This window comes from Algorimicrobium echini, from assembly GCF_900115185.1.
GTDB classification, from domain to species: Bacteria; Bacteroidota; Bacteroidia; order Flavobacteriales; family Flavobacteriaceae; genus Algorimicrobium; species Algorimicrobium echini.
In genome coordinates, this window is sequence record NZ_FOVN01000003.1 from 24511 (window position 1) to 46681 (window position 22171).

General features: G+C 36.7%; 19 protein-coding genes. 14 read left to right on the forward strand and 5 right to left on the reverse strand.

The window, feature by feature from the left end; all coding sequences use genetic code 11:
• Positions 1-478: 478 nt before the first annotated feature.
• The 11 genes from BM239_RS08745 (at position 479) to BM239_RS08795 (ending at position 12471) form a co-directional block, all read left to right on the forward strand.
• On the forward strand, positions 479-1216 hold the full coding sequence (locus BM239_RS08745; RefSeq protein WP_092207613.1) for a class I SAM-dependent methyltransferase: 738 nt from the start codon (positions 479-481) through the stop codon (positions 1214-1216).
• A 40-nt stretch (positions 1217-1256) separates the two neighbouring features.
• Entirely contained in the window at positions 1257-1931 is a 675-nt protein-coding gene (locus BM239_RS08750) for a class I SAM-dependent methyltransferase (RefSeq protein WP_092207615.1), read from the forward strand.
• A 140-nt stretch (positions 1932-2071) separates the two neighbouring features.
• On the forward strand, positions 2072-2680 hold the full coding sequence (locus BM239_RS08755; RefSeq protein WP_092207617.1) for a sulfotransferase family protein: 609 nt from the start codon (positions 2072-2074) through the stop codon (positions 2678-2680).
• Positions 2681-2688: 8 nt separating this feature from the next.
• On the forward strand, positions 2689-3747 hold the full coding sequence (locus tag BM239_RS08760; RefSeq protein WP_092207619.1) for a glycosyltransferase family 4 protein: 1059 nt from the start codon (positions 2689-2691) through the stop codon (positions 3745-3747).
• Positions 3748-3755: 8 nt separating this feature from the next.
• Entirely contained in the window at positions 3756-5081 is a 1326-nt protein-coding gene (locus BM239_RS08765; RefSeq protein WP_092207621.1) for a glycosyltransferase family 2 protein, read from the forward strand.
• Between the two features lie 155 nt (positions 5082-5236).
• The gene (locus BM239_RS08770; protein ID WP_092207623.1) at positions 5237-6334 is read left to right on the forward strand and encodes a glycosyltransferase family 4 protein; all 1098 of its coding nucleotides are present in this window, start codon (positions 5237-5239) and stop codon (positions 6332-6334) included.
• Positions 6331-7455 (forward strand): glycosyltransferase, encoded by a 1125-nt coding sequence (locus tag BM239_RS08775; RefSeq protein ID WP_092207625.1) that lies wholly within the window; start codon positions 6331-6333, stop codon positions 7453-7455. The genes BM239_RS08770 and BM239_RS08775 overlap by 4 nt, the downstream gene beginning before the upstream one ends.
• 82 nt (positions 7456-7537) lie before the next feature.
• Entirely contained in the window at positions 7538-8344 is an 807-nt protein-coding gene (locus BM239_RS08780) for a transglutaminase-like domain-containing protein (RefSeq protein ID WP_092207627.1), read from the forward strand.
• 91 nt (positions 8345-8435) lie between these two features.
• Entirely contained in the window at positions 8436-9800 is a 1365-nt protein-coding gene (locus BM239_RS08785; RefSeq protein WP_245758216.1) for an O-antigen ligase family protein, read from the forward strand.
• Entirely contained in the window at positions 9751-10767 is a 1017-nt protein-coding gene (locus tag BM239_RS08790; RefSeq protein ID WP_177209014.1) for a glycosyltransferase family 4 protein, read from the forward strand. The genes BM239_RS08785 and BM239_RS08790 overlap by 50 nt, the downstream gene beginning before the upstream one ends.
• A 312-nt stretch (positions 10768-11079) precedes the next feature.
• Positions 11080-12471 carry a sugar transferase gene (locus BM239_RS08795; protein WP_092207630.1) on the forward strand — a complete coding sequence of 464 codons (1392 nt, stop codon included), beginning with the start codon at positions 11080-11082 and terminating at the stop codon, positions 12469-12471.
• A gap of 167 nt (positions 12472-12638) precedes the next feature.
• Here BM239_RS08795 and BM239_RS08800 read toward each other — a convergent pair whose 3' ends face one another.
• Together BM239_RS08800 and BM239_RS08805 are read right to left on the reverse strand one after the other, a co-directional pair.
• Positions 12639-13811 (reverse strand): lipoprotein N-acyltransferase Lnb domain-containing protein, encoded by a 1173-nt coding sequence (locus tag BM239_RS08800; RefSeq protein WP_092207632.1) that lies wholly within the window; start codon positions 13809-13811, stop codon positions 12639-12641.
• Positions 13812-13820: 9 nt separating this feature from the next.
• Positions 13821-14894: a putative type IX sorting system protein PorV2 gene (locus BM239_RS08805; RefSeq protein ID WP_092207634.1), complete on the reverse strand. Its 1074-nt coding sequence runs from the start codon at positions 14892-14894 to the stop codon at positions 13821-13823.
• 129 nt (positions 14895-15023) lie between these two features.
• On the opposite strand from BM239_RS08805, the gene BM239_RS08810 reads away from it, so the two are divergent.
• Positions 15024-15779, forward strand: coding sequence for a CDP-alcohol phosphatidyltransferase family protein (locus tag BM239_RS08810; protein WP_092207636.1), 756 nt, complete (start codon positions 15024-15026; stop codon positions 15777-15779).
• A 31-nt stretch (positions 15780-15810) separates the two neighbouring features.
• Positions 15811-16689, forward strand: a complete 879-nt coding sequence (locus BM239_RS08815) for a DUF808 domain-containing protein (protein ID WP_092207638.1) — start codon at positions 15811-15813, stop codon at positions 16687-16689.
• A gap of 382 nt (positions 16690-17071) precedes the next feature.
• Here BM239_RS08815 and lptB read toward each other — a convergent pair whose 3' ends face one another.
• The 3 genes from lptB to BM239_RS08830 all read right to left on the reverse strand — a co-directional run bounded on the left by lptB (position 17072) and on the right by BM239_RS08830 (position 19659).
• A complete protein-coding gene (gene lptB / locus BM239_RS08820; protein ID WP_092207640.1) occupies positions 17072-17812 on the reverse strand; it encodes an LPS export ABC transporter ATP-binding protein in 741 nt (246 codons plus the stop codon).
• Positions 17813-17908: 96 nt separating this feature from the next.
• The gene (gene tatC, locus BM239_RS08825) at positions 17909-18742 is read right to left on the reverse strand and encodes a twin-arginine translocase subunit TatC (RefSeq protein WP_092207642.1); all 834 of its coding nucleotides are present in this window, start codon (positions 18740-18742) and stop codon (positions 17909-17911) included.
• A complete protein-coding gene (locus tag BM239_RS08830; RefSeq protein ID WP_092207644.1) occupies positions 18742-19659 on the reverse strand; it encodes a KpsF/GutQ family sugar-phosphate isomerase in 918 nt (305 codons plus the stop codon). The genes tatC and BM239_RS08830 overlap by 1 nt, the downstream gene beginning before the upstream one ends.
• A 256-nt stretch (positions 19660-19915) precedes the next feature.
• On the opposite strand from BM239_RS08830, the gene BM239_RS08835 reads away from it, so the two are divergent.
• Positions 19916-22117 carry a RecQ family ATP-dependent DNA helicase gene (locus tag BM239_RS08835; protein WP_092207646.1) on the forward strand — a complete coding sequence of 734 codons (2202 nt, stop codon included), beginning with the start codon at positions 19916-19918 and terminating at the stop codon, positions 22115-22117.
• The last annotated feature ends 54 nt before the right edge of the window (positions 22118-22171 follow it).

The following is a 22171-nucleotide window of genomic DNA, read 5'->3' on the forward strand; positions in this document are numbered from 1 at the left end:
GCCTGCGGATGGCAACCGCTGCGCTAGGCCATCCTCCGCTGTCCTTACTGCGGCTTTTATTTGTTTTACTACGGAAACGAAACGTAGGCCGTTTGGGTCTGTTCATTTTATGAGTTTAATTCATAATCACTTTGTCATTTGATGGTTCACTTAATTTTGTAGTTTGCTATTTCTTAAAACGCTTGGGTTCACGTATTAGAAATTTAAGGTTTCTAGTTCCTTCCTTTGGCACACAGCTAATAGGACACATTTTCGATAGGCCCAGTTTGGTATATTTTAAACAGCATACGCCCAGGCTAAAGCGCTCGTTAATTTTCTAAAACAGTATTCGATTAAGGCATTAGAAAAATTGATTATGACTCTGTTGATTTTGTTATTGTTAATTTAGATTTTTAAAAAATTAGAGCTTTTTACGAAACCTTGTGGAAATCTTGCAGATAACACTTATTATTGTAACCTAAAACGTAATATTATATTCATGACCACCTACGAATTTATGCGTTGGCTGACGTTTCCTTTGATGACAACCCATTTGGTTACGGTACGTAATGACATTAAACGGCTTATAAAGTCTGGTGTATCATCTGGAAAACCCTTTTCTATTTTGGATGTGGGTGGCCGGAAATCGCCTTATACCATTAATTTACCAGCCGCAGTTACCTTGTTGGATGTGCCACAAGAAGCGGGAACGAAAGAAGCCTTGAATTTAGGCTTTACGGATTCTATTTTAACTACTATTCAGAAAAAACGCTCCAATATAACAGATGTTATCATTCAGGATATGACACAATCTACCATAGAAGAAGCCCGTTTTGATGCCGTGGTGAGTATCGAAGTGATTGAGCATGTGGAAGCCGATGTTTTATTTGTAAAACACATTGCAGCGGTGATTAAAAAAGGTGGCTGGGCGTATTTTACCACACCCAATGGTGATTATATTAAAAATGAAGGGCCAGGAAAAAATCCGGATCATGTTCGGCATTACACACGACAAGGGTTGCATGATTTGTTGTCCCATTATTTTGATACGGTTGAGGTTCATTATGCTGTAAGCACTGGTAGGTACCGAGTTTGGAGCTTGCAAAGCTTGAAAACGATTAATCCTGTTCGATTTGTACAATCATTAGTAGGTACGGTTGTTAATAGATTCCAGTCTAAAGGCGTGGAAACGCGTGCGGAGCATACGGCTCATTTGATAGCTGTGGCTTATAAATAGGACTGGTTATACCCGTATTTATTATTTTAAAACGAAATATATGTCAAAAAAAGCATTTTTAGGAGTTAAAAGGGTTATTAAAAGGATTGTAAAATCTAAACAAGAAATAAGACACTCACTTGTTGGTGCTCCTAATGTATGGAAATATACAAGAGATTTTCAATTTCAATTCTTAAAAGAACAAGGACTTCAAAAAACGGATACATTCCTGGATATTGGTTGCGGAACTCTTAGAGGTGGTATTCCATTAATAGATTATCTTGTAACTGGTAATTATTATGGAATGGATGTCCGCGATGAAGTTTTGAAAGAAGGTAAAGACGAAATTAGAACCGCTAAATTAGAAGGTAAAAAACCGAATTTAATTGCATTTAATCATTTTTCAGAAGTAGAATTTGATGTGACTTTCAATGTGATGTTTGCATTTTCTGTTTTAATTCATTTGGAGGATGCCATTGCAGAAAGCTGTTTTCAGTTTGTTTCGAAATATTTAGCTGCTGATGGTGAGTTTTATGCTAATGTTAATTTGGCAGATTTTAAAGATGGTACTTGGTTAGAGTTTCCAATTGTTTTTCGTAGTCTTGAATTTTATAATACATTGGCGGCCAAAAATGGAATGAAAGTAGATGTTTTGGGAGATTTATTGAGTTTAGGACATGATACAGGAAAGAATTCTGATAAGCAACAAGTTATGTTGAAATTCACAAAAATTTAATAAATAAAGGTGTTTTTCAGTTTTAACAGCTATAACCAGAACCTAATAAACACAGGTTTGTCTAAAAAATATCTGGTTTATAAAAGTGGATTTGAAAGCCTATTCGTTACTATATAATTAATAGGAAATATGGATTTAGAATGAAACAAAAAGTTTTTGTTATTGGGTTTCAAAAAACAGGCACCACTTCTTTGGATTTAGCTTTACAGAGACTTGGATATAAAGTATATTGTGTTGATAAAAATTTATTGAAATTTAAAAAAACAGGTGAATTAAAAAACTATATTCAAAATACGCTAGAAAATTGGGATGCTGTTCAAGATATGCCTTGGCCGCTTTTTTATCAAGAGCTTTATGAGTTGTATCCTGATGCTAAATTTATATTAACAATACGGGAGACTGATGATTGGTTCAATAGTGTAAAAAGGTTTTTTGGTAGTATTCGAATTCCTTTCCACCAGAAAATATATCAGGTACCCTGTGCGGAAGGCTATGAAAATGAGTATAAGACCTTATTTGAAAAACACAATAATGAAGTTCTAAATTTTTTTAAAAATAAGCCAAATTTTTTAGTCATGGAAATGGGTGTGAATTTTGATTATCCTACACTTTGCAATTTTTTACATATAGAAACGATTCCTGAAGATGCCTTTCCGCATGCTAGAAATAATAAGAAACGCCAATTACCAAACTACAAACTGTATAGAGACTTGCGATCCTTTTATTGGAACTATAAAAAGAATTATTAACAGATATCATGGTTGTTTTACTGTTTTATACACGAAATCAAGGTTATCTATCTCAATTTTTTGAAGAGGTTTCCGTGCGTTTGGCGGAAGACCGTCATGAGGTTCATAATTTTTCCTTAAAATCTCGAGCCTATCAAGATGCTAACAATCAGGTTTTACTTACTGTAGAAAAGAAGGGTGGCTACTTGAAAAATTATTATGAAGTTTTTAAAATTATTAAAACGGTAAAACCCGATGTCGTTTTATCGAATTTCAGTTATGTGAATCCAGCATTGCTTTTTGGTAGGTTATTTAAGGTCCAAAAAAATATTGTTTGGTTTCATTCCCTAAACGAACAGACCAATGCTACTGCTATTAATATATTTATTAAGCGTTGCTTTTTGCAATTAGCAGATATTGTCATTGCCAACTCGCACCATACTAAAGACGAATTATGTACCGCTTTTCAGGTGCCACAAGCCAAAATTGAAACCGTTCCATTTTGGTCGCATATTTCAGATCAAGACGTTATGGGCACGAAAACGGACCGTTCGACTCCATATCTTAAAATAGGATGTCCTGGCCGGTTGGTTGATCATAAAAATCAATCGTTAGTTCTAGAGGCTTTAGCTTGTTTTAATAAAAATGATTATGAATGTCATATAGCTGGGAGTGGTCCCAATGAGCCTAAATTACGAGATCAGGCTGCTCAATTATCCATTGAAAGTCAACTTGTCTTTAGAGGGCATTTATCCGCTGTGGATATGATTACCTTTTACCAAGAAATGGACGTTATTATTTTACCAAGTTTGGCAGAGGCTTTTGGACTGGTTTTTATAGAGGCCATTTCATTAGGCAGACCTGTTATTGTGTCTTCTAAATTTGGTGCGTTGACATTTATTGAAAAAAAAGACCTGTTACAACAAATTACTTTTGATCCACTTTCTAGGGATTCACTCATTGAACGTTTAACCCCTTATTTTAATAACTCTGGTTTGCCTTCCAGTTATTTTAAGGATTTGTATATTACAAATTTTGACAAAGATCTCATATTTGGCCGTTTGCAAAATATCCTATTAAAAGACTGAACCCTATCATGCCATTTGCTTTTTTAACATACTTACAGCCCACCCATTACTTCCGGTTATTTACGGATGCTGGTAATAGTGCTTTTCCGCGCGTAGATGCTTTACCGCCATCCGTTATCAACCAGTTTGAGGTTGATACGCGTTATCGTTCAAAACAAGCGCAGGATTATGATTTGTCTTGGCAAGCCGTTCAATCTGGATTTATAGGTGATGTGTCCTATTATACTCACTTTAAAAAAGTTTCGGTGCGGGATAACTATCACTTTATTCGTAAGCAGTTTCATCCGGTATGGGTGTTTTATGTTCTGTTGGTGCGTTTGTTTACGTTTCATAATCCCATAACCGATATTCGTGCTTGGATTCAAACCTCCCATATTAAACGGGTTACTGCTATTACGCCTGTTTTGTATTCTGATTGGAATCATTATCAATCTGAACTTCTTGCTAAAAGTCCTTTGGTGAGTGTGGTGATTCCTACTTTGAATCGGTATTCCTATTTAAAAGCCGTTTTATTAGATTTTGAGAAGCAAGATTATCTGCACTTTGAATTGCTTGTTGTGGATCAATCGGAACCCTTTCAAGCTGATTTTTACCAAGCGTTTGATTTACCTATTCGTGTGATACGCCAAGAAGAAAAAGCTTTATGGTTGGCACGAAACACGGCTATACAGGCCGCAAAGGGTTCATTAATAGCCTTATCTGAAGACGATGTACGGATTCCCTCAGACTGGCTTTCTAAACACATAGCTTGTCTTGATTTTTTTGATGCGCAGGTATCAGCAGGTGTTTTTTACCCGGAAGGGCATAGCATACCTAAAGCCCGCTCTTTTTTTGCTATAGCTACCCAGTTTGCAACTGGAAATGCGCTATTGTATCGGTCTGTTTTTGAGGAGGTTGGTTTGTTTGATCGGCAGTTTGAAAAACAACGTATGGGTGATGGGGAGTTTGGTGCGCGGGTTTATTTAGCAGGGATTCGCAGCATTTCGAATCCTTATGCGAGTTGTATTGATGTGAAAGCGGGAACCGGTGGTTTGCGCGAGATGGGGAGTTGGGATGCTTTTAGGCCGTCCACTTTTTTTGCACCTAGACCCATACCCAGTGTGTTGTATTATTTTAGAAACTATTATGGGAATACTGCGGCACGTTTGGCTTTATGGCGCACCATACCGACTTCTATTTTGCCCTATCAGTTTAAAACCAATCGGTTCTTGTTACTTTTTGGTGCTTTTTTAAGCCTGTTACTGGTTCCTGTGGTTTTGGTTCAGGTTTTTAGTTCCTGGCGTTTGGCAAGTAGAAAATTGGAGGCAGGTGATAGGATTGGATTTTTAGAATGATTAGTGAATGGTTAATAGTGGCGCGTGAAAAGTTGGGATTGGGGATTAGGGGTTGGAGATTGAAGCTTGAAAAATTAATAGTGAATGGAGAATAGTTAATAGTTAATAGTTACTAGTGAGTAGTTACTAGTTAAAACGTATCAAAATTTAGTAGGTTGAATAAAAAACGCATTCTTATTGTTACGTCTGAATTTCCACCACAACCGGGTGGTATAGGTAATCATGCCTACCATTTGGCTTTGTATTTGGCTAAAAACCAATATGAGGTTCATGTGATAGCCGATCAGCGCGATGCCGAAAATGCGGAAGAGGTTGCGTTTGATGCGATTTTACCCTTTGCAGTGCAACGCATTGCCTTGAGACAACCACGGTTTCTCATGTATTTTAATCGGATTTTAAAAACCCTCCGCTCTTTTAAGCGCGCACATTTGGTGATTGCTACAGGTAAGTTTTCCTTGTGGAATGTTGCCTTTTGCAGCCTGATTTATAAACGCTCTACACTAGCCGTTTTGCATGGAAGTGAAGTAAATTTTAAAACACGAACTACTCAAAAAGCCATTGAAGCATCGTTAAAGCGCTTTGATAATTTGGTAGCGGTTTCTCATTACACCAAGGCTTTAATTGCCCATTTACACCGTGATGTAACCGTAATACCAAACGGTATTGCTCTTGAGAAATGGCCTATGATACCAACCAAAAAAACCACATTACCTGGTAGTCCTGTTTTAACAACTGTTGGGCGTGTGAGTACCCGAAAGGGACAATTGCAAGTTATTCATTTGTTGCCCGATTTACTTCGATGGTATCCAAACCTTCAATATCATTGTGTTGGCATCCCAACTGAAGCCCCTGCGTTTTTAAAACAGGCTCAAGCTTTAGGTGTTGAATTGCATGTTACATTTCATGGTGCTTTATCTGATGATGCCTTACAAGCCACTCTCCAAGCTACCGATGTTTTTGTTATGTTGAGTACCGAGAGTCCTACGGGCGATGTGGAGGGTTTTGGAATTGCTATTTTAGAGGCGAATGCTTTAGGAATTCCTGCTATTGGTTCTAAAAACTGTGGTATTGCAGATGCCATAGAAGATGGGTTTTCTGGATTTTTAGTACCTGACTTTGATGCTGCAGCTGTTACTCGTTATGTATCCCGTATTTTAGCGGAACCATTAGTTTACCGTGAACAAGCTCGGAGCTGGGCTGAACAACATGACTGGAACCAAATTATATTACACTATATTGCTTTTATTCGATGAAAACTTTAACCATCATTTCGCATACAGAACATTATTTACGAGCCGATGGTACTATTGTTGGTCTCGGGTCCACGGTGACTGAAATTAATGAGCTTTTAGCTGTTTTTGATCGTATTATTCATGTGGCTATGCTTCATACCAGTGTTGCACCACCAAGTGCCATTCCTTATGTTTCAGAACGGATAGCATTTGTGAGTTTACCCGCTGTTGGTGGAACCGGGTGGCAAGCTAAACTGGGTATAGTATTTCATATTCCTACCATTTTATTCCGCGTTCGAACGGCCTTAAACCAATCCGATTATTTTCAATTTCGGGCACCTACCGGAATAGGCGTTTTTACTATTCCTTATTTGGTATGGTTTACATCCAAGTCAGGTTGGTTTAAATATGCTGGTAATTGGAAACAACCACATCCACCCTTGGCTTATCGATTTCAAAAATGGCTGTTGGAAAAACAGTCGCGACCCGTTACTATCAATGGTTTTTGGGATGATCAGCCGTCCCATTGTTTGTCTTTTGAAAACCCTTGTTTAACAGCACAAAATATCCTAGACGGACAGGCCACCATTCGGCAAAAGGTTCTTCAATATCCTATTGATTTTTGTTTTGTAGGCCGTTTGGAAGTTGCTAAAGGTTTGGATTTTTTACTAGAAGCCCTTGCTCAAATGGATAGGACTTTGTTACCAAGAATCGGTACCATCCATATCGTGGGTACTGGAGCCTTGCAGGCTTACTATGAAGCTGAAGCTAGTGCTTTAGCCATGCCTGTCATTTTTCATGGCTATTTGTCTCGTGATGCCGTACATGCTATTTATAAACGCTGCCATGGTATCGTATTACCCTCTGCTTCTGAAGGATTTCCCAAAGTGATAGCCGAGGCTATGAATTTTGGCTGTGTTCCTATTGTCTCCAATGTATCATCTATAAGTCATTATGTGCATCATGGTGTTAATGGTTTTTTAATGGAAACCTTGGATGTTCCATGTTTAATAGCATGTCTTGCCCAATTTTTAAGCTTGAAACCAGGAGCCTATACTGGTTTAAAAGCGCACTCGTTAGCTGATATGAACCGTTTTAGTTATTCCTTTTATAATCAACGTCTTTTGGAATCTGTATTATAAGTTGTCATTTTTTTAAATAAAGACGGTCTATTAAAAAAAAAATGATATTTTTAAACCAAACTAATTATAGGTCATCTAGTTAATGATTTTTAAAAAACTGCATTGGACTTTAAAGCGTCATCCTTTTTTATATGTTACGCGATTTCGACTTTTATCCAAAAATTCTAACCAGGCGGCAATAGATTCTTGTTGTTACAATGCCTTAAATAAGAAATCTGATATTCCTATTTTTTATCATGCCGTGAATTCAGAAATTTTTAATACTGGTAAACCAGAATCTGATTTAATGGTCGTTAAGCAATTGGTTATTTGGCTCGTTGCGAACAGTAAAGTAGGGCCTGGTCTTAGTGAGCCATCAGATAAGGCATTAGAAACCTTGTTACATGGTGCCGGTGGCGTTTGTAGTGATATGGCCCAAGTTTTTAATAATTTTTGTGTTATAAATGATATTCAGGTTCGGGAATGGGGCACCACGAGTGCCCCCTTTAATCGAGCCAATGGTGGACATTCTTTTAATGAGGTGTATATTGAGGAACTTCAAAAGTGGGTTTTAGTAGACCCGTCCTGGGGTGTTTTATTTTTTAACGCCACAGGTAGGCCACTTTCTGTTATTGAAGTATATGAATCCATCCGTTCCGGACAATCTGTTGTTTATGATTCTTTTATTCCCAACCAAACCATTTCATGGAAACAGGTGGATACGAACTATTTGAATCCTGATATCATTCCTTTTTTAATTTGTAATTATCGGAATACTATTTACGATTGGTATTTAAAACGTGCTCGACCTCTTTTTCCAGTTTTTATGATTCATTTTATGGTGTATGTCATGGGTAAGAGTTATCATTATAAATTTCCACTGGATAACTATAAAAAGATATTTGATTAAATGTTTGTTTGTTATTATCCCTGTCTTTCAATTAGCCATTTTGTATTACCTTGCAGTCCTTTAATCATACTTAATATTTATATTTGATTCTTTGAAAACCAATATAACCTATATCAGTGCCATTGGATTTCATGCCGCTTTGGGTGTTTTCATTTATTTGAATGAAACGCTTGCTAAAGTCTATTTTTTTGGTGCTGTTTTTTATTTTTTATATCGAATTATATCTGTTGCGGATTCCTTAAAAACGTATGAAGTTTTGAAGGCTTGTGCTTATTTTGTTGGTGCCGAGGTGTTTTTGAGAACCACCAAAGGGGCCATTTCTTACGAAGCTGGAAAGTATATCGTTATTGTTTTTATTCTTATTGGGATGTTTTATAAAGGGCTATCTGGTAAGGGCTACCCTTATTTTATTTACCTCATGTTTTTAATACCTTCCATTTTTGTGGCCTCAACCACCTTGAGTTTTGATGCCAACTTTAGAACGAACATTGCCTTTGTTTTGAGTGGCCCGGTTTGTTTGGGGCTTGCCGCTTTGTTTTGTTATGATAAGCGGGTGACGTTTCATCAAATGTCTCAAATTATGCTGTTTATGGCTTTGCCTATTATAGCCCATACGGCCTATGTTTATTTATATACGCCTAATTTACGGGATGTTTTAACCAGTGCAGCTTCTAATCGAGCAGCCTCTGGCGGCTGGGGCGCTAATCAAGTTGCTGCAGCTTTAGGTTTGGGAATGTTTGTTATGGCTGTGCGGTTGTTTACTAAATCTCCTAATTTAGGATTGAAACTGTTGAACGCCACTATTTTAGGCCTCATAACCTTTCGGGCTATTACCACTTTGAGCCGTGGCGGTGTGATAGCTGCTGTTATGGCTATTTTGATTTTTTTATTTTACTATTATCGTCATTCCCGAGCCAAAAAGCGTAATGAAGTTATTGCTATTTTTGGATTGTTTTGTATTAGTTTGGTGATGACTTGGTTTGTGAGTATCAATCAAACCGATGGCTTGGTAAATTTGCGGTATGCCAATAAAGATCATTTAGGTCGTGATAAACAAGGTTTAACCACAGGGCGTGCTGAGTTGTTTGAAGAAGAATTGGAAGGTTTTGTAGCTAGCCCTTTTTGGGGCATTGGCTCCAGTCGGGCCAAAGATCAACGGATAGAAGAGGATGGGCAAGGGGTTACGTCTCATAGTGAGTTAAGTCGTACTTTAGCTGAACATGGTATTTTTGGCGTGGTCATTCTCCTGATCCTTATCTTTAAGCCTTTAGACATGCGCGCTAAAAACCGGCAGAACTACTATTTTTATGCCTTTTTAGCCTTTTGGTTTTTAACTATTAATCATATGTCCATGCGGATTGCTATGCCAGCATTTATCTATGGATTAGCCCTTTTACACGTAACACATGACAAACGTCCTATACATAGGAAACAACTTACGAACAGCACAAACTAATATTTCTGCCATTGCTGTTTTAGGGCCCTTGCTTGAAGCCGAAGGTTATACCGTGCATTATGCGTCGTCTCAACCCAACAAACTGTTACGTTTGCTGGATATGCTTTGCAGCGTCTGCTACTTTGCGAAACGTACTGACGTGGTTTTAATAGATACTTATAGCACCAGTAATTTTTATTATGCGTTACTGGTAAGTCAGCTTTGCCGCTTGTTAGGACTTGCTTATATCCCCATATTGCATGGTGGCGAATTACTAACCCGATTAGCGGGTTCGCCAAAATTAAGTGCTTTACTATTTAAGTATGCTTACCGGTTGGTTTCTCCTTCCAAATTTTTACAGGTTGCTTTTAATCGGACTCGCTTTGCACCCGTAGTGTATATTCCTAATTCGCTTTCTATTGGGTATTATCCTTATCAAAAGAAACAGTATGAAAGCATTCGCCTGCTTTGGGTACGCTCTTTTTCATCTATTTATAACCCCCAACTCGCTATTCGGGTTTTAAAGCGTTTACAGGATGCTGGTTATGATTGTGAGCTCTGTATGGTAGGTCCAGATTCTGGTGATGGAAGCTTTCAAGCTACCCAGCAATTAGCCGAAGATATGGCTGTATCCGTGCGGTTTCCCGGGAAATTACCGAAAGCGGATTGGTTGGCTTTAGCTGCTGATTATAATGTGTTTATCAATACCACTCGTTTTGATAATATGCCGGTGAGTGTCATAGAAGCCATGGCATTAGGCTTGCCCATAGTATCAACTGATGTAGGTGGTTTGCCATATCTAATAAACCATGGAGAAACCGGCTTATTGGTGCCACCAAATGATGCTGTAGCTTTTGAAAACGCTATAGTACAGCTGGTATCTGATAGGGAAGCGACTCACACGATGACTAAACGTGCCCGCGATATGGTTGAGGAGTTTGATTGGACGGTTGTTAAGGGTAAGTGGTTTGAGGTTTTGGATATGTAGTTTGTGCTTGCTAGTTTTTTTTTTTTTTGGCAGGCAGGTAAGGTTTCTAGTTGGAAGTGAGAAAATTATTAGGCATTAGGCATTAGGTGTTGAGTGACAAGTGAAAAATGAATAATGAATAATGAAAAGTGACAGGCTGAAAATTCGGGTTGAAGACTGTACATTGTTGCGGTTGGGATTAGGGACAAGCAGGTATTCTGGTGAGGGCTTTGTTATTTTGAACTAGTATGTCTGTGTTCTAAAACTACAAACTGTAAATAAACTTGCAAGATTTTGTGAACTTATTATCTTTACCAAGCTATTAATACATTCATGGGAAAACAGACTATTCACTTTAATATATCGGAACGCAAGTTGCTTTTGCGATTGGTAGATGTTTTTAGTATTCTGCTATCGCTGTATTTTGTTAGTAATTGGTTTCATTTTGATTATTTTACCATTACACCTGAAAATTGGACATGGGTAGGCGTTTTAGTCGTTTATATAACTATTTTTGGGACAGTTTTTGAACTGTATGATTTACAGAAAGCGAGTAGACCTGACAAAGTATTTGCTAATATTGTTTTAACGGTATCGGTAACCGTTCTGTTTTATTTATTGACCCCTTTTTTAACCCCTTTATTACCTTCCAACCGGTTACAGATTCTTTATTTTTATCTGGCTATTATAGTAGCGCTGTGCCTTTGGCGGTTGGTGTATGTTTATTTTATTACATCACCTCGGTTTTATAAAAAAGTGCTGATTGTAGGAGAGACTTCCAATATTGAGACCATAGTAAATGCTTTTAAGCATGCGGATCCAAGTTATAAAATCGTGGGTTATATTAACTGTGAGCAAGTTATGCAAGACCGTATTAGGTTTCATGATATTGTTGAATATCCTCCTGAAGCCCTCCATCAAGTTATACAAGAGCAGTCCATATCTGAAATAGTTGTAGCTAGCTATAATGCTGAAACGATTACTTCTGATATTTACTATGATTTAATTACTTTGTTAGAGCGTGGTTTTCCTATAAAAGAGTACACGCAAGTGTATGAAGATATTACTTACCGCGTTCCCGTTCAGTTTGTAGGGAAAGATTTTTATAAATATTTTCCGTTTAGCAGGAGCAACCAAAATAAACTGTACTTGTTTTTTCACCGGACGTTTGATTTGATTCTAGCCCTAATAGGTAGTTTTTTAGGTCTTTTATTTGTGCCTCTTATTTTAATTGGGAACTTAATTGGTAATAGAGGTCCGTTGTTTTATTTACAAGAACGTGTTGGAAAAAATGGTCATTTATTTCGAATTATTAAATTCCGTACCATGGTTAATCATGCAGAAACTGGCGGTGCCGTTTGGGCAACAAAAAATGATAGTCGGATTACACCATTTGGAAAGTTTTTAAGACGTTCACGGTTGGACGAAGTTCCTCAATTTTTAAATATTTTAATGGGTGATATGAGCTTGATTGGTCCACGACCTGAACGGCCTTATTTTGTTAAAGAACTGTCTCAAGTGATTCCGTTTTATGAAACCCGTCATATTATAAAACCTGGATTAACAGGTTGGGCTCAGGTTAACGTTCGTTACGGAAATTCGGTTGACGATAGTTTATTAAAATTACAATATGATTTGTATTATATTAAACATCGCAGCTTTTTCCTGGATTTTAATGTCATGGTGAAAACTATTGGGACCATGGTTTATTTTAGGGGTCAGTAGTTGTTTAGGTGTTTGTTTTAGAGGTGAAAATTTATAACTTATAAGTAAAACGGGAAAGGTGCAGAGCTTGTGGTTTGAGATTTTTCTGAAGATGCGCCCAGACGTGCTTCTCAATACGTTTTGGTTTGAAGGACCAATTTCTTTGGTTGACACGCTAATAGCCATTGCTAGTTTAATTCTACTCGCTGCTTAAAGTAAATAATGAGGTAACTGTACCGAATAAATAGCGCTACCAACAGCGGAATTAATGCCGGAGCAAATACTTGTATGCCTACAATCCAATGAAAACTCATTAAAAACAGCATGATTATTAAAAATTTTAAAAACTTTAATACCCAAGGTCTTGGGTCTGTTTTGTTAATGTGCCATGCCAATACTACATTTAAGGGAAAAGCCCATAAGAGGTTGTAGTTTTGAGCAGTAGCTTGATGATCTGTTGCAAACCATAATAGTAAAATAAGTATACCAAGCAAGGTTGTTATTATGAGTATGGTAGCATCTAAAATCTTATTTCTTGTTAGTTTTTTAAAATCTGAATACGTTATACTTAACATTATTACACTTATGATGCTGAACATAACCAAGGGACTCCATAGAACGTCTAAGTTGGATGGGTTTGGTTTTTCCTGATATATGGTTTCTTCACTCTTAACCAATTTCCTGTCGCCTATAGTTGCTTGACTAAAAAATGCTTGGATATAAGCCGGTAAAAACATGTGCTCTTCTGCGGTTGCTTGTTGGTCTATTACGGAGCCTAAAGCAAGATCAATTCCCACACTTCCCCAAGAATTTGCTGGTACTTTGTCGCGAATAAGGCTTCTAAATGTTTGTGGCTTGAAATTTTCTGGCTCGTGAAAGGTGATGTTGTTATTTAAGACGACTTGTAGTACATCCCTAATTTTAGTGGCACAATTATCAAAAAAGAAATCGTACAAATAGTCTCGGTTTTCTGGTTTGTAATTCGTAATTAAGTAATTAAGTAAGGCTTGTTTTTCTTCTAATGTTATATTTAATACTTGTTCTGTGATGGTTCTGTTTTGCCAGATGTAAAAATCTTTCAGGTCTTGGAATTTACTTTTCCCAATAGAATAGTTGAGTTTCCCTTGGGCGAAATTCAAGTAAAAACCAGGTTCGTTAAACGGGAATCTTCCATAATCGTAACCGACATCTAAGCCGTTAGCCCGATCGCGTATTCGGAAAATATTATGACCGAATGCATCGTTTAAAGAGGTTCCAGGACCAATGGTTATGACACTAACTTCTGCTTGTGTTGATAATTGCTGGCTGAAAACCTGTTGAAAACCTAGTACGAGAAAAAGACCTAAAATACGGATGTTCATAAAAACCGGTTATCTAAAGATGCTAAAATCTAATTTTAAAGAAAAGACATTGGAGTAGAGGGCCACACTTTGGTCGCCAATATCGGTAAAGGCATAATCTACTTGAATCCCCTTGTATTTAAATCCTAATCCAATGCTTGGTTGAAAAGACACGCGTTCGCTGTTGTCTATTTGTAATTCGTTTTGAAAGTTACCAACACCTGTGCGTAGAAACACCATATCCAGATAGCCAAATTCAAAACCGACAGCTGGCGTGATGCTGGCAAAAGATGTTGAAATAATATCGTTGTTTTGTTCGAAGCGAATGTTTAAATCTACTTCGGCCAGTAGCGAGTAATCATACCGGATGATAAATTTTTTAGAGGCGCCTAGTTGTAATTTTGGTATGGTAATCTCTGTTGTTTCTGGGAGTTCTTGGTTTTGTCCTTCCACGGCATTTTGTATGGTTGCAAACTCTTCTTCATCTATAGCCCAAGCATTAAAGGTGGTTGTAATATCGCGCGCCATGACACCAAATTTCCAGTTGCTATCCGTTTCAAACTGAATAGCTGCATCTAGGCCAAAACCCCAAGACGAAGCAAAATCGCCAATAATCCTACGGATTACTTTGGCATTAATCCCATAATTTAAACCGTCTAGCGGGAGTTTTCTAGCATAGGAAAAAGTGACGCCATAATCTGCAGTTGAAAACAGGCTTATTCTATCGTAGTTTATATTTCCTTCATCGTCAATTAATTGGGTGGTGTTTAAAATGTCATCTACCGCAAAACGGATAACAGATATTCCAATTGCGGACCTGTCATCAATAGGCATGGCAAATGCCATATAATCATAATTAGCAATATTAGCAAAATAGCTAGAGTGCATAAGCGCTAATTGCTTGTCTTCAATATTTACCAGTCCAGCTGGATTCCAGTAGCCTGAATTAACATCGGCTGAATGTGCTGTAACGGCATTACTCATGCCCAATGCAGCCGCATCCACACCAATATTCATAAATTCGTTAGAATACTTTCGGACGGCTTGACCATAAACTGTTACAGAAACTAAAAAAACGAGTACTGTGATTCGTAATGCTTTCAAATACAATTCTTTTTTGCAAATATGCTACAATTTTTCAACATATTAAACTTGAAAATCGTTGAGTTATTGTCTAATTCTTGTTTTAGACGTAAATAGTTTGTTATTTTTACACGATTATCAACTTAAACTATGAAACAGCATATCCCTAATTTTATTACCCTTTTAAATTTATTAAGTGGTTGTATAGCCGTTGTATTAGCCGTAAACAACCAATTTGTAATGGCGGCTATATTTGTGTTTTTAGGCATATTTTTTGATTTTTTTGATGGTTTTTTTGCTCGCAAACTAAATGTGCAAGGTCCTCTAGGTGTCCAGTTGGATTCGCTTGCTGATATGGTAACAAGTGGTTTGGTACCGGGAATAGTGATGTTTAAACTTTTGCATATAGCAAGTGGTGCGTTGGCTTTGGAAGATGCTGAAACACTTTGGAGTTCCTCTGGTTTTTTTGATGCATTGCCTTATGCACCCTTGGCTTATCTGGGATTTTTTATAACCCTATCATCGGCTTATCGTTTGGCGAAATTTAATATAGACGATGAGCAGCAAAGTTATTTTAAAGGCTTACCAACGCCAGCTAATGCGCTACTTATTTTATCTTTGCCACTAATTATAGAATTGCAGAATCACGATGGTATGAATGCCCTTATTTTAAACCCTTGGTTTTTAGTAGGTATGACGTTGGTTAGCACTTTTATGTTGAATGCGCCGATAAAATTATTTGCTTTAAAATTTAAAACCTACGACTTTCAGTCGAACATATCCCGCTACGTATTTTTAATAGCTACGGTTGTTTTGTTAATTGTTTTGCAATTTGCGGCTATTCCGTTGGTTATTTTGTTATACGTACTAATGTCCTTATTTACAGCTAAAAGCATTCATGCGTAATGGATTTTAATTAAATTAATTTTTACAATTTATGGCTTCAGGATTTTTTGCCCTACTTGATGATATAGCAGCTCTCATGGATGATGTGGCTGTTTTAAGTAAAGTTACTACTAAAAAAACAGCCGGTATTCTTGGTGATGATTTAGCGGTTAATGCTGAAAAAGCTTCGGGATTTGTGTCCTCCAGAGAATTGCCTGTTTTGTGGGCCATTACCAAAGGCTCTTTTTTTAATAAGTTAATTATTCTACCAATAGCTTTTTTATTAAGCGCTTTTTTGCCAAAAGCCATTACAATCATTTTGGTTCTTGGTGGTATTTATTTAGCATTTGAAGGTGCTGAAAAAATTTATGAATACGTTGTACCCCATAAGCAGCCTGTTGCAGCTAAATTACCTGTTACTGAAGTGCCTTCAGAAGCGGCTATTCTGGATGTGGAGAAATCGAAAGTAAAATCAGCAATTATAACGGACTTTATTTTGTCGGTTGAAATCGTCATTATCGCTTTAGGTGCTGTTTTAGAACAAACGCTACTGATTCAAATTATGGTTGTTTCTATAGTTGCTATTATAGCCACGGTTGGTGTTTATGGTATAGTAGCTTTAATTGTTAGAATGGATGATTTTGGTTTAAAACTCGTAGCGAAAAGTAATGGAGCGGGTTTTATGCATGGATTCGGAACTATTTTAGTTAATGCTTTACCCTATGTAATAAAAAGTCTCTCTGTAATTGGAACAATTGCTTTACTATTAGTTTCTGGTGGTATTTTTGCGCATAATATAGACTTCTTTCATCACGTATTGGTATCTTGGCCAGCTATTATTAGGGAATTCTTAATTGGTTTAGCCATTGGTATTTTAGCGGTGGTAATTTTTAAGTTTGTTTTGTGGCTTGTTGGAAGGATTCGTGGTTAGAAATGGCATTAAGTTGTGTATTTGTTAGCTATTAGGTTGAATTGTGATTTCATAAGAAGCCGCGAAGTTAGGGTGTTAGGAGCCGTAAAGTTGTTGCGTTGTGGTTGCGTAGAGTGAGGTTTGAGGTTGAAAGAAATATAGAATTAAATATATAAGATTATTATTTTAGAGAAAACAGGTCTTATTTACCAAATGAAAAAAATAGGAAGGGAAGCTTTACCGCTTTCGAAGATTTAGGGGCTATCATAACCTGGGTGTTTAAAGGTTTTAAGGGTACTTCTAAACAGTGTCAGGAAGGGTTTTTGGCTATTTATGTTGGTGTATTTGTTATACCTCTATTATTCAATATTTGATAATACGTTTCAAATAGTTTACTTAACAACTACTCCCTAATTTTCTTTCTACGCAATTCGAAATTTTGACCCAAATACACTTTACGAACCATATCGTCGTTAGCCAATTCTTCTGGTTCACCAGCTTTCAAAATACTACCTTCAAACATTAGATACGTTCTATCCGTAATGGCTAATGTTTCCTGTACGTTATGGTCGGTAATAAGAATACCAATGTTCTTTTTGGTTAACTGTGCTACTATACGCTGTATATCCTCAACGGCTACAGGGTCTACTCCGGCAAAGGGTTCGTCTAGAAGGATAAAATTAGGGTCGGTTGCTAGAGCGCGTGCAATTTCTGTACGACGACGTTCACCACCTGATAACAAATCGCCTCGGCTTTTTCGGATATGCCCTAAGCTAAACTCATCAATAAGCGACTCCATTTTATGTTGTTGCTCTTTCTTGCTTAACTTGGTAAGTTGTAAGACACTTAAAATATTATCTTCTATACTTAATTTTCTAAAAACAGAAGCTTCCTGCGCTAAATAGCCAATACCATTTTGAGCCCTTTTATACATAGGGTATTTGGTAATATTGGTGTTTTCTAGGTGAATGCTGCCACCATTGGGTTTAATCAATCCCACAATCATGTAAAATGAAGTGGTTTTACCAGCACCATTAGGCCCTAAAAGACCAACAATTTCCCCTTGATTTACTTCTAAAGATACATCCTTAACGACTTTTCGGCCGCTATAGGACTTCATTAAATGCTCTGCTTTTAATTTCATAGGTTTATACTCTAGGCTAAAATAGTAAAATCGTGGCGAGAATTTTATGTTTCTAATTTAATTTAAATAAAGTTTAACGCCTTTTAAGTTTAAAAATTACGGTTTTTTCAAATTCTTTTTTGCTTGTTTCGCTTGATTTCTAACAACTATTTTAGAAATATAAATACTTATTTGATACAGTATTAATATTGGAATAGCTACTATAACTTGACTCGCAATATCTGGAGGTGTAATAATAGCTGAAATAATTAGCACAATAACCAAAGCAAACTTGCGGTATTTTTTTAGTATTTGTGGTGTTACCAATCCTATTTTAGTTAAAAAATAAATAACAATTGGTAATTCAAATACCAATCCAGAAGCTAATGATGACGATCTAACAAGTGCGATGTAGGAACTCAAATCTATTTCATTAGAAATTTCGCTACTGACATTATAGGTTCCTAAAAAGTTAATGGATAAAGGGGTTACAATATAGTAGCCAAATAGGACACCAATGAAAAATAATAAGGATGTAATAATGATGAAACCACGAGAATGTTTGCGTTCATTTGGGTTTAAACCTGGACTTATAAACTTCCAAAATTGATAGACCACATACGGAAAAGCAATTATTAATCCGGCATAAATGGAGGTCCAAATATGTGCAGAAAACTGTCCTGCCATAGTCCGGTTTTGAATTCTAAAAGGAAACTCCTCCAAACAAAACGTTGTGTCTACACCTATAAACTGTGATGCCTGACATAACCATTGATAGGTAGGAAAAGTCATGCGTTTTGGACCAAAAATAATGGTTTCAAAAATAAAATTAGACATTAAAAAAGCAAGTGTTCCAGCTATTAAGACTGCCACAGTTGCCCGAATTAAATGCCATCTTAAATCTTCCAGATGGTCTAGAAACGACATGTCATTGATGCTCTTCTTTGCCATTATATAATACCTTCTTTAATGAGGTCATGAATATGAACCACACCAGCATATTGCCCATTTTTTTCAACTAGTAGCTGGGTAATTCCGTTAGACTCCATGAGTTCTTTAGCATCGACAGCCATGGCATTGGCATCTATACATTTTGGGTTTGCACCCATGATATCTTTTGCCGTGAAATGACTAAAATCGTTTGATTTTGTCAACATACGCCTTAAATCGCCATCCGTTATGATTCCAACAACTTGATTATTTTCTACAACTGCTGTAACGCCCAACATTTTTTCGGAAATTTCAATGATTACCTCTTTAATATTGGTGTTTGGATTAACTTGTGGTTTTTCATTTACATCACTCATATCACTTACCCGTAAATACAATTTTTTGCCTAATGCGCCACCTGGATGGTATTTAGCAAAATCATTACTTGTAAAACCACGAAGCTCTAATAAGCAAACTGCTAATGCATCACCCATAACTAATTGGGCTGTTGTACTTGTAGTTGGTGCCAAATTATTAGGGCAGGCTTCTTTTTCAACAAAAGTATTGAGTAGGTAATCTGAATTTTTTCCTAAAAATGAATCGCGATTACCCGTAATAGCAATCATTTTATTTTTAGCTCGTTTAATTAATGGAACAAGTACTTTAATTTCAGGCGTGTTACCACTTTTAGAAATGCAAATAACGACATCTTCTTTAAGAATTAAACCTAAATCGCCATGGATGGCATCGGCTGCGTGCATAAAAACAGCAGGTGTTCCAGTGGAATTTAAGGTTGCCACAATTTTAGTTGCAATAATGGCACTTTTACCAATTCCTGTAATAATTACACGGCCTTTGGAATTAAATATGCAGGTAACTGCATCCGAAAAATTGGTGTCTAACAAAGCGGAAAGGTTAGCAATGGCCTGACTTTCCATGTCAATTGTCTGTTTAGCAGTCTGTAAGATTGTATTTTGAGTTTTCAAAATTTATTATTTTTTTGGGTTGATGCTTTTAAAGATTTTATTATCTTTAAAGTTATTCAAACTAAATAATTAATTTGTTGGTTTTTGAATGTTGCAAAGCTAACAAAAATAATTATGAGAGTTCTGTAAATGCACTCGTAATTAATTAATAGCAAAATTCAATACAGTGCGTTTTAAATGAGGGAAAATAAAATTTTAAAAACGATACATGTCTGTAAATGAAAAAGACTTGCATGCTGCTTTAAAAACCTATTTTGGTTTTAATGCTTTTAAAGGTCTGCAAGAACCAGTAGTAAAAAGTATTTTATCGGGAAAAGATACATTTGTCATTATGCCAACAGGTGGTGGAAAATCGTTATGTTACCAGTTGCCAGCGTTGATGCAAGAAGGGACCGCTATAGTCGTTTCACCTTTAATTGCTTTAATGAAAAATCAAGTTGATGCCATTCGTGGGGTTTCTGATCATCATGGCGTTGCTCATGTGTTAAATTCATCTTTGAATAAAACCGAGATTAAACAAGTTAAACACGATATCACATCCGGAATAACCAAATTGCTTTATGTGGCTCCGGAATCGCTTACCAAAGAAGAAAACGTGGAGTTTTTACGTTCGGTAAAAATTTCATTTATGGCTGTAGATGAGGCTCATTGTATAAGTGAATGGGGTCATGATTTCCGACCAGAATACCGAAATTTAAAAAGTATTATTGAACGGATTGGTGATGACATTCCTATTATTGGTCTCACCGCTACAGCAACCCCTAAAGTACAAGAGGATATTCTTAAAAATTTAGGTATTCATGATGCGGTAACATTTCAAGCATCCTTTAACAGACCCAATTTATATTACGAAGTCCGCCCGAAAACCAAAAATGTGGATGCCGATATTATTCGCTTCGTTAAGAAGTATGAAGGGAAATCTGGAATAGTTTATTGTTTGAGTCGTAAACGCGTTGAAGAATTGGCACAGACACTTCAAGTGAATGGTATAAAAGCTGTTCCTTATCATGCTGGGTTGGACGCCAAAACGCGTGCTAGCCACCAAGATATGTTTTTAATGGAAGATGCTGATGTTGTGGTTGCTACTATTGCCTTTGGAATGGGAATTGACAAACCAGATGTCCGGTTTGTAATACATCATGATATTCCTAAAAGTATTGAAAGTTATTATCAAGAAACTGGACGTGCTGGGCGTGATGGTGGAGAAGGGCACTGTTTGGCCTTTTATGCCTACAAAGACATTGAGAAACTAGAAAAGTTTATGTCAGGTAAACCTGTTGCCGAACAGGAAATTGGACATGCTTTACTTCAAGAAGTCGTAGCCTATGCTGAAACATCTATTTCTAGGCGAAAATTTATTCTTCATTATTTTGGGGAAGAATTTGATTCAGAAACGGGTGAAGGTGCTGATATGGACGATAATATGCGCCACCCGAAGAAACAACACGAAGCACAAAAAAACGTATTGCTTTTATTAGAAACGGTTTCTAAAACGAATGAGAAATATAAATCTAAAGATTTAGTTCAAGTTATCATAGGTAAAGAAAATGCTTTGATAAAGTCCCATAAAACCAACGAACAACCGTTTTTTGGGCTTGGTAAATCTGAAACTGATAAATACTGGATGGCTTTAACGCGTCAAGTTTTAGTTGCTGGTTACCTTAAAAAAGATATTGAAACTTATGGCGTTATAAAACTGACACCAGCTGGTTTGGCGTATATGAAGCATCCAGAATCTTTTATGATGACGGAAGACCATTTGTTTAATTCAGAAGTTGATGACGCTATTGTTACCGCATCCAAAGGCGGCAATGCGGTTGCTGATGTTGCTCTGATGAATATGCTTAAAGATTTACGCAAACGTAACGCAAAACGATTGGGTGTTCCCCCTTTTGTAATTTTCCAAGACCCTTCATTAGAAGATATGGCTTTGAAATATCCTATAACAATTGAAGAAATGGGACATGTACATGGTGTTGGTGAAGGAAAAGCTAAAAAATACGGTAAAGATTTTGTGGAATTAATAGCCAAATATGTAGCTGAAAACGATATTGTTCGTCCCGACGATATGATTGTTAAGTCTACAGGAACAAATTCTGCGCTTAAACTTTATATCATTCAAAACATAGATAGAAAACTGCCTTTAGATGACATTGCCTCTGCCAAGGGGATGTCCATGAGCGATTTTATAAAGGAAATGGAGGCTATTGTTTATTCTGGTACCAAATTGAATATTAATTACTGGATTCAAGATATTTTAGACGAAGATCAGCAGGAAGAAATTCATGATTACTTTATGGAATCGGATACTGATAAAATAGACGTGGCAATTGATGAGTTTGATGGTGATTATGACGATGAAGAGTTGCGTTTATACCGTATTAAGTTTATTAGTGAGGTAGCGAATTAGTGTTCAGTTTTTAAATTACTAAATCGGAATTCGGTAATTTCAAATCATTCCGTA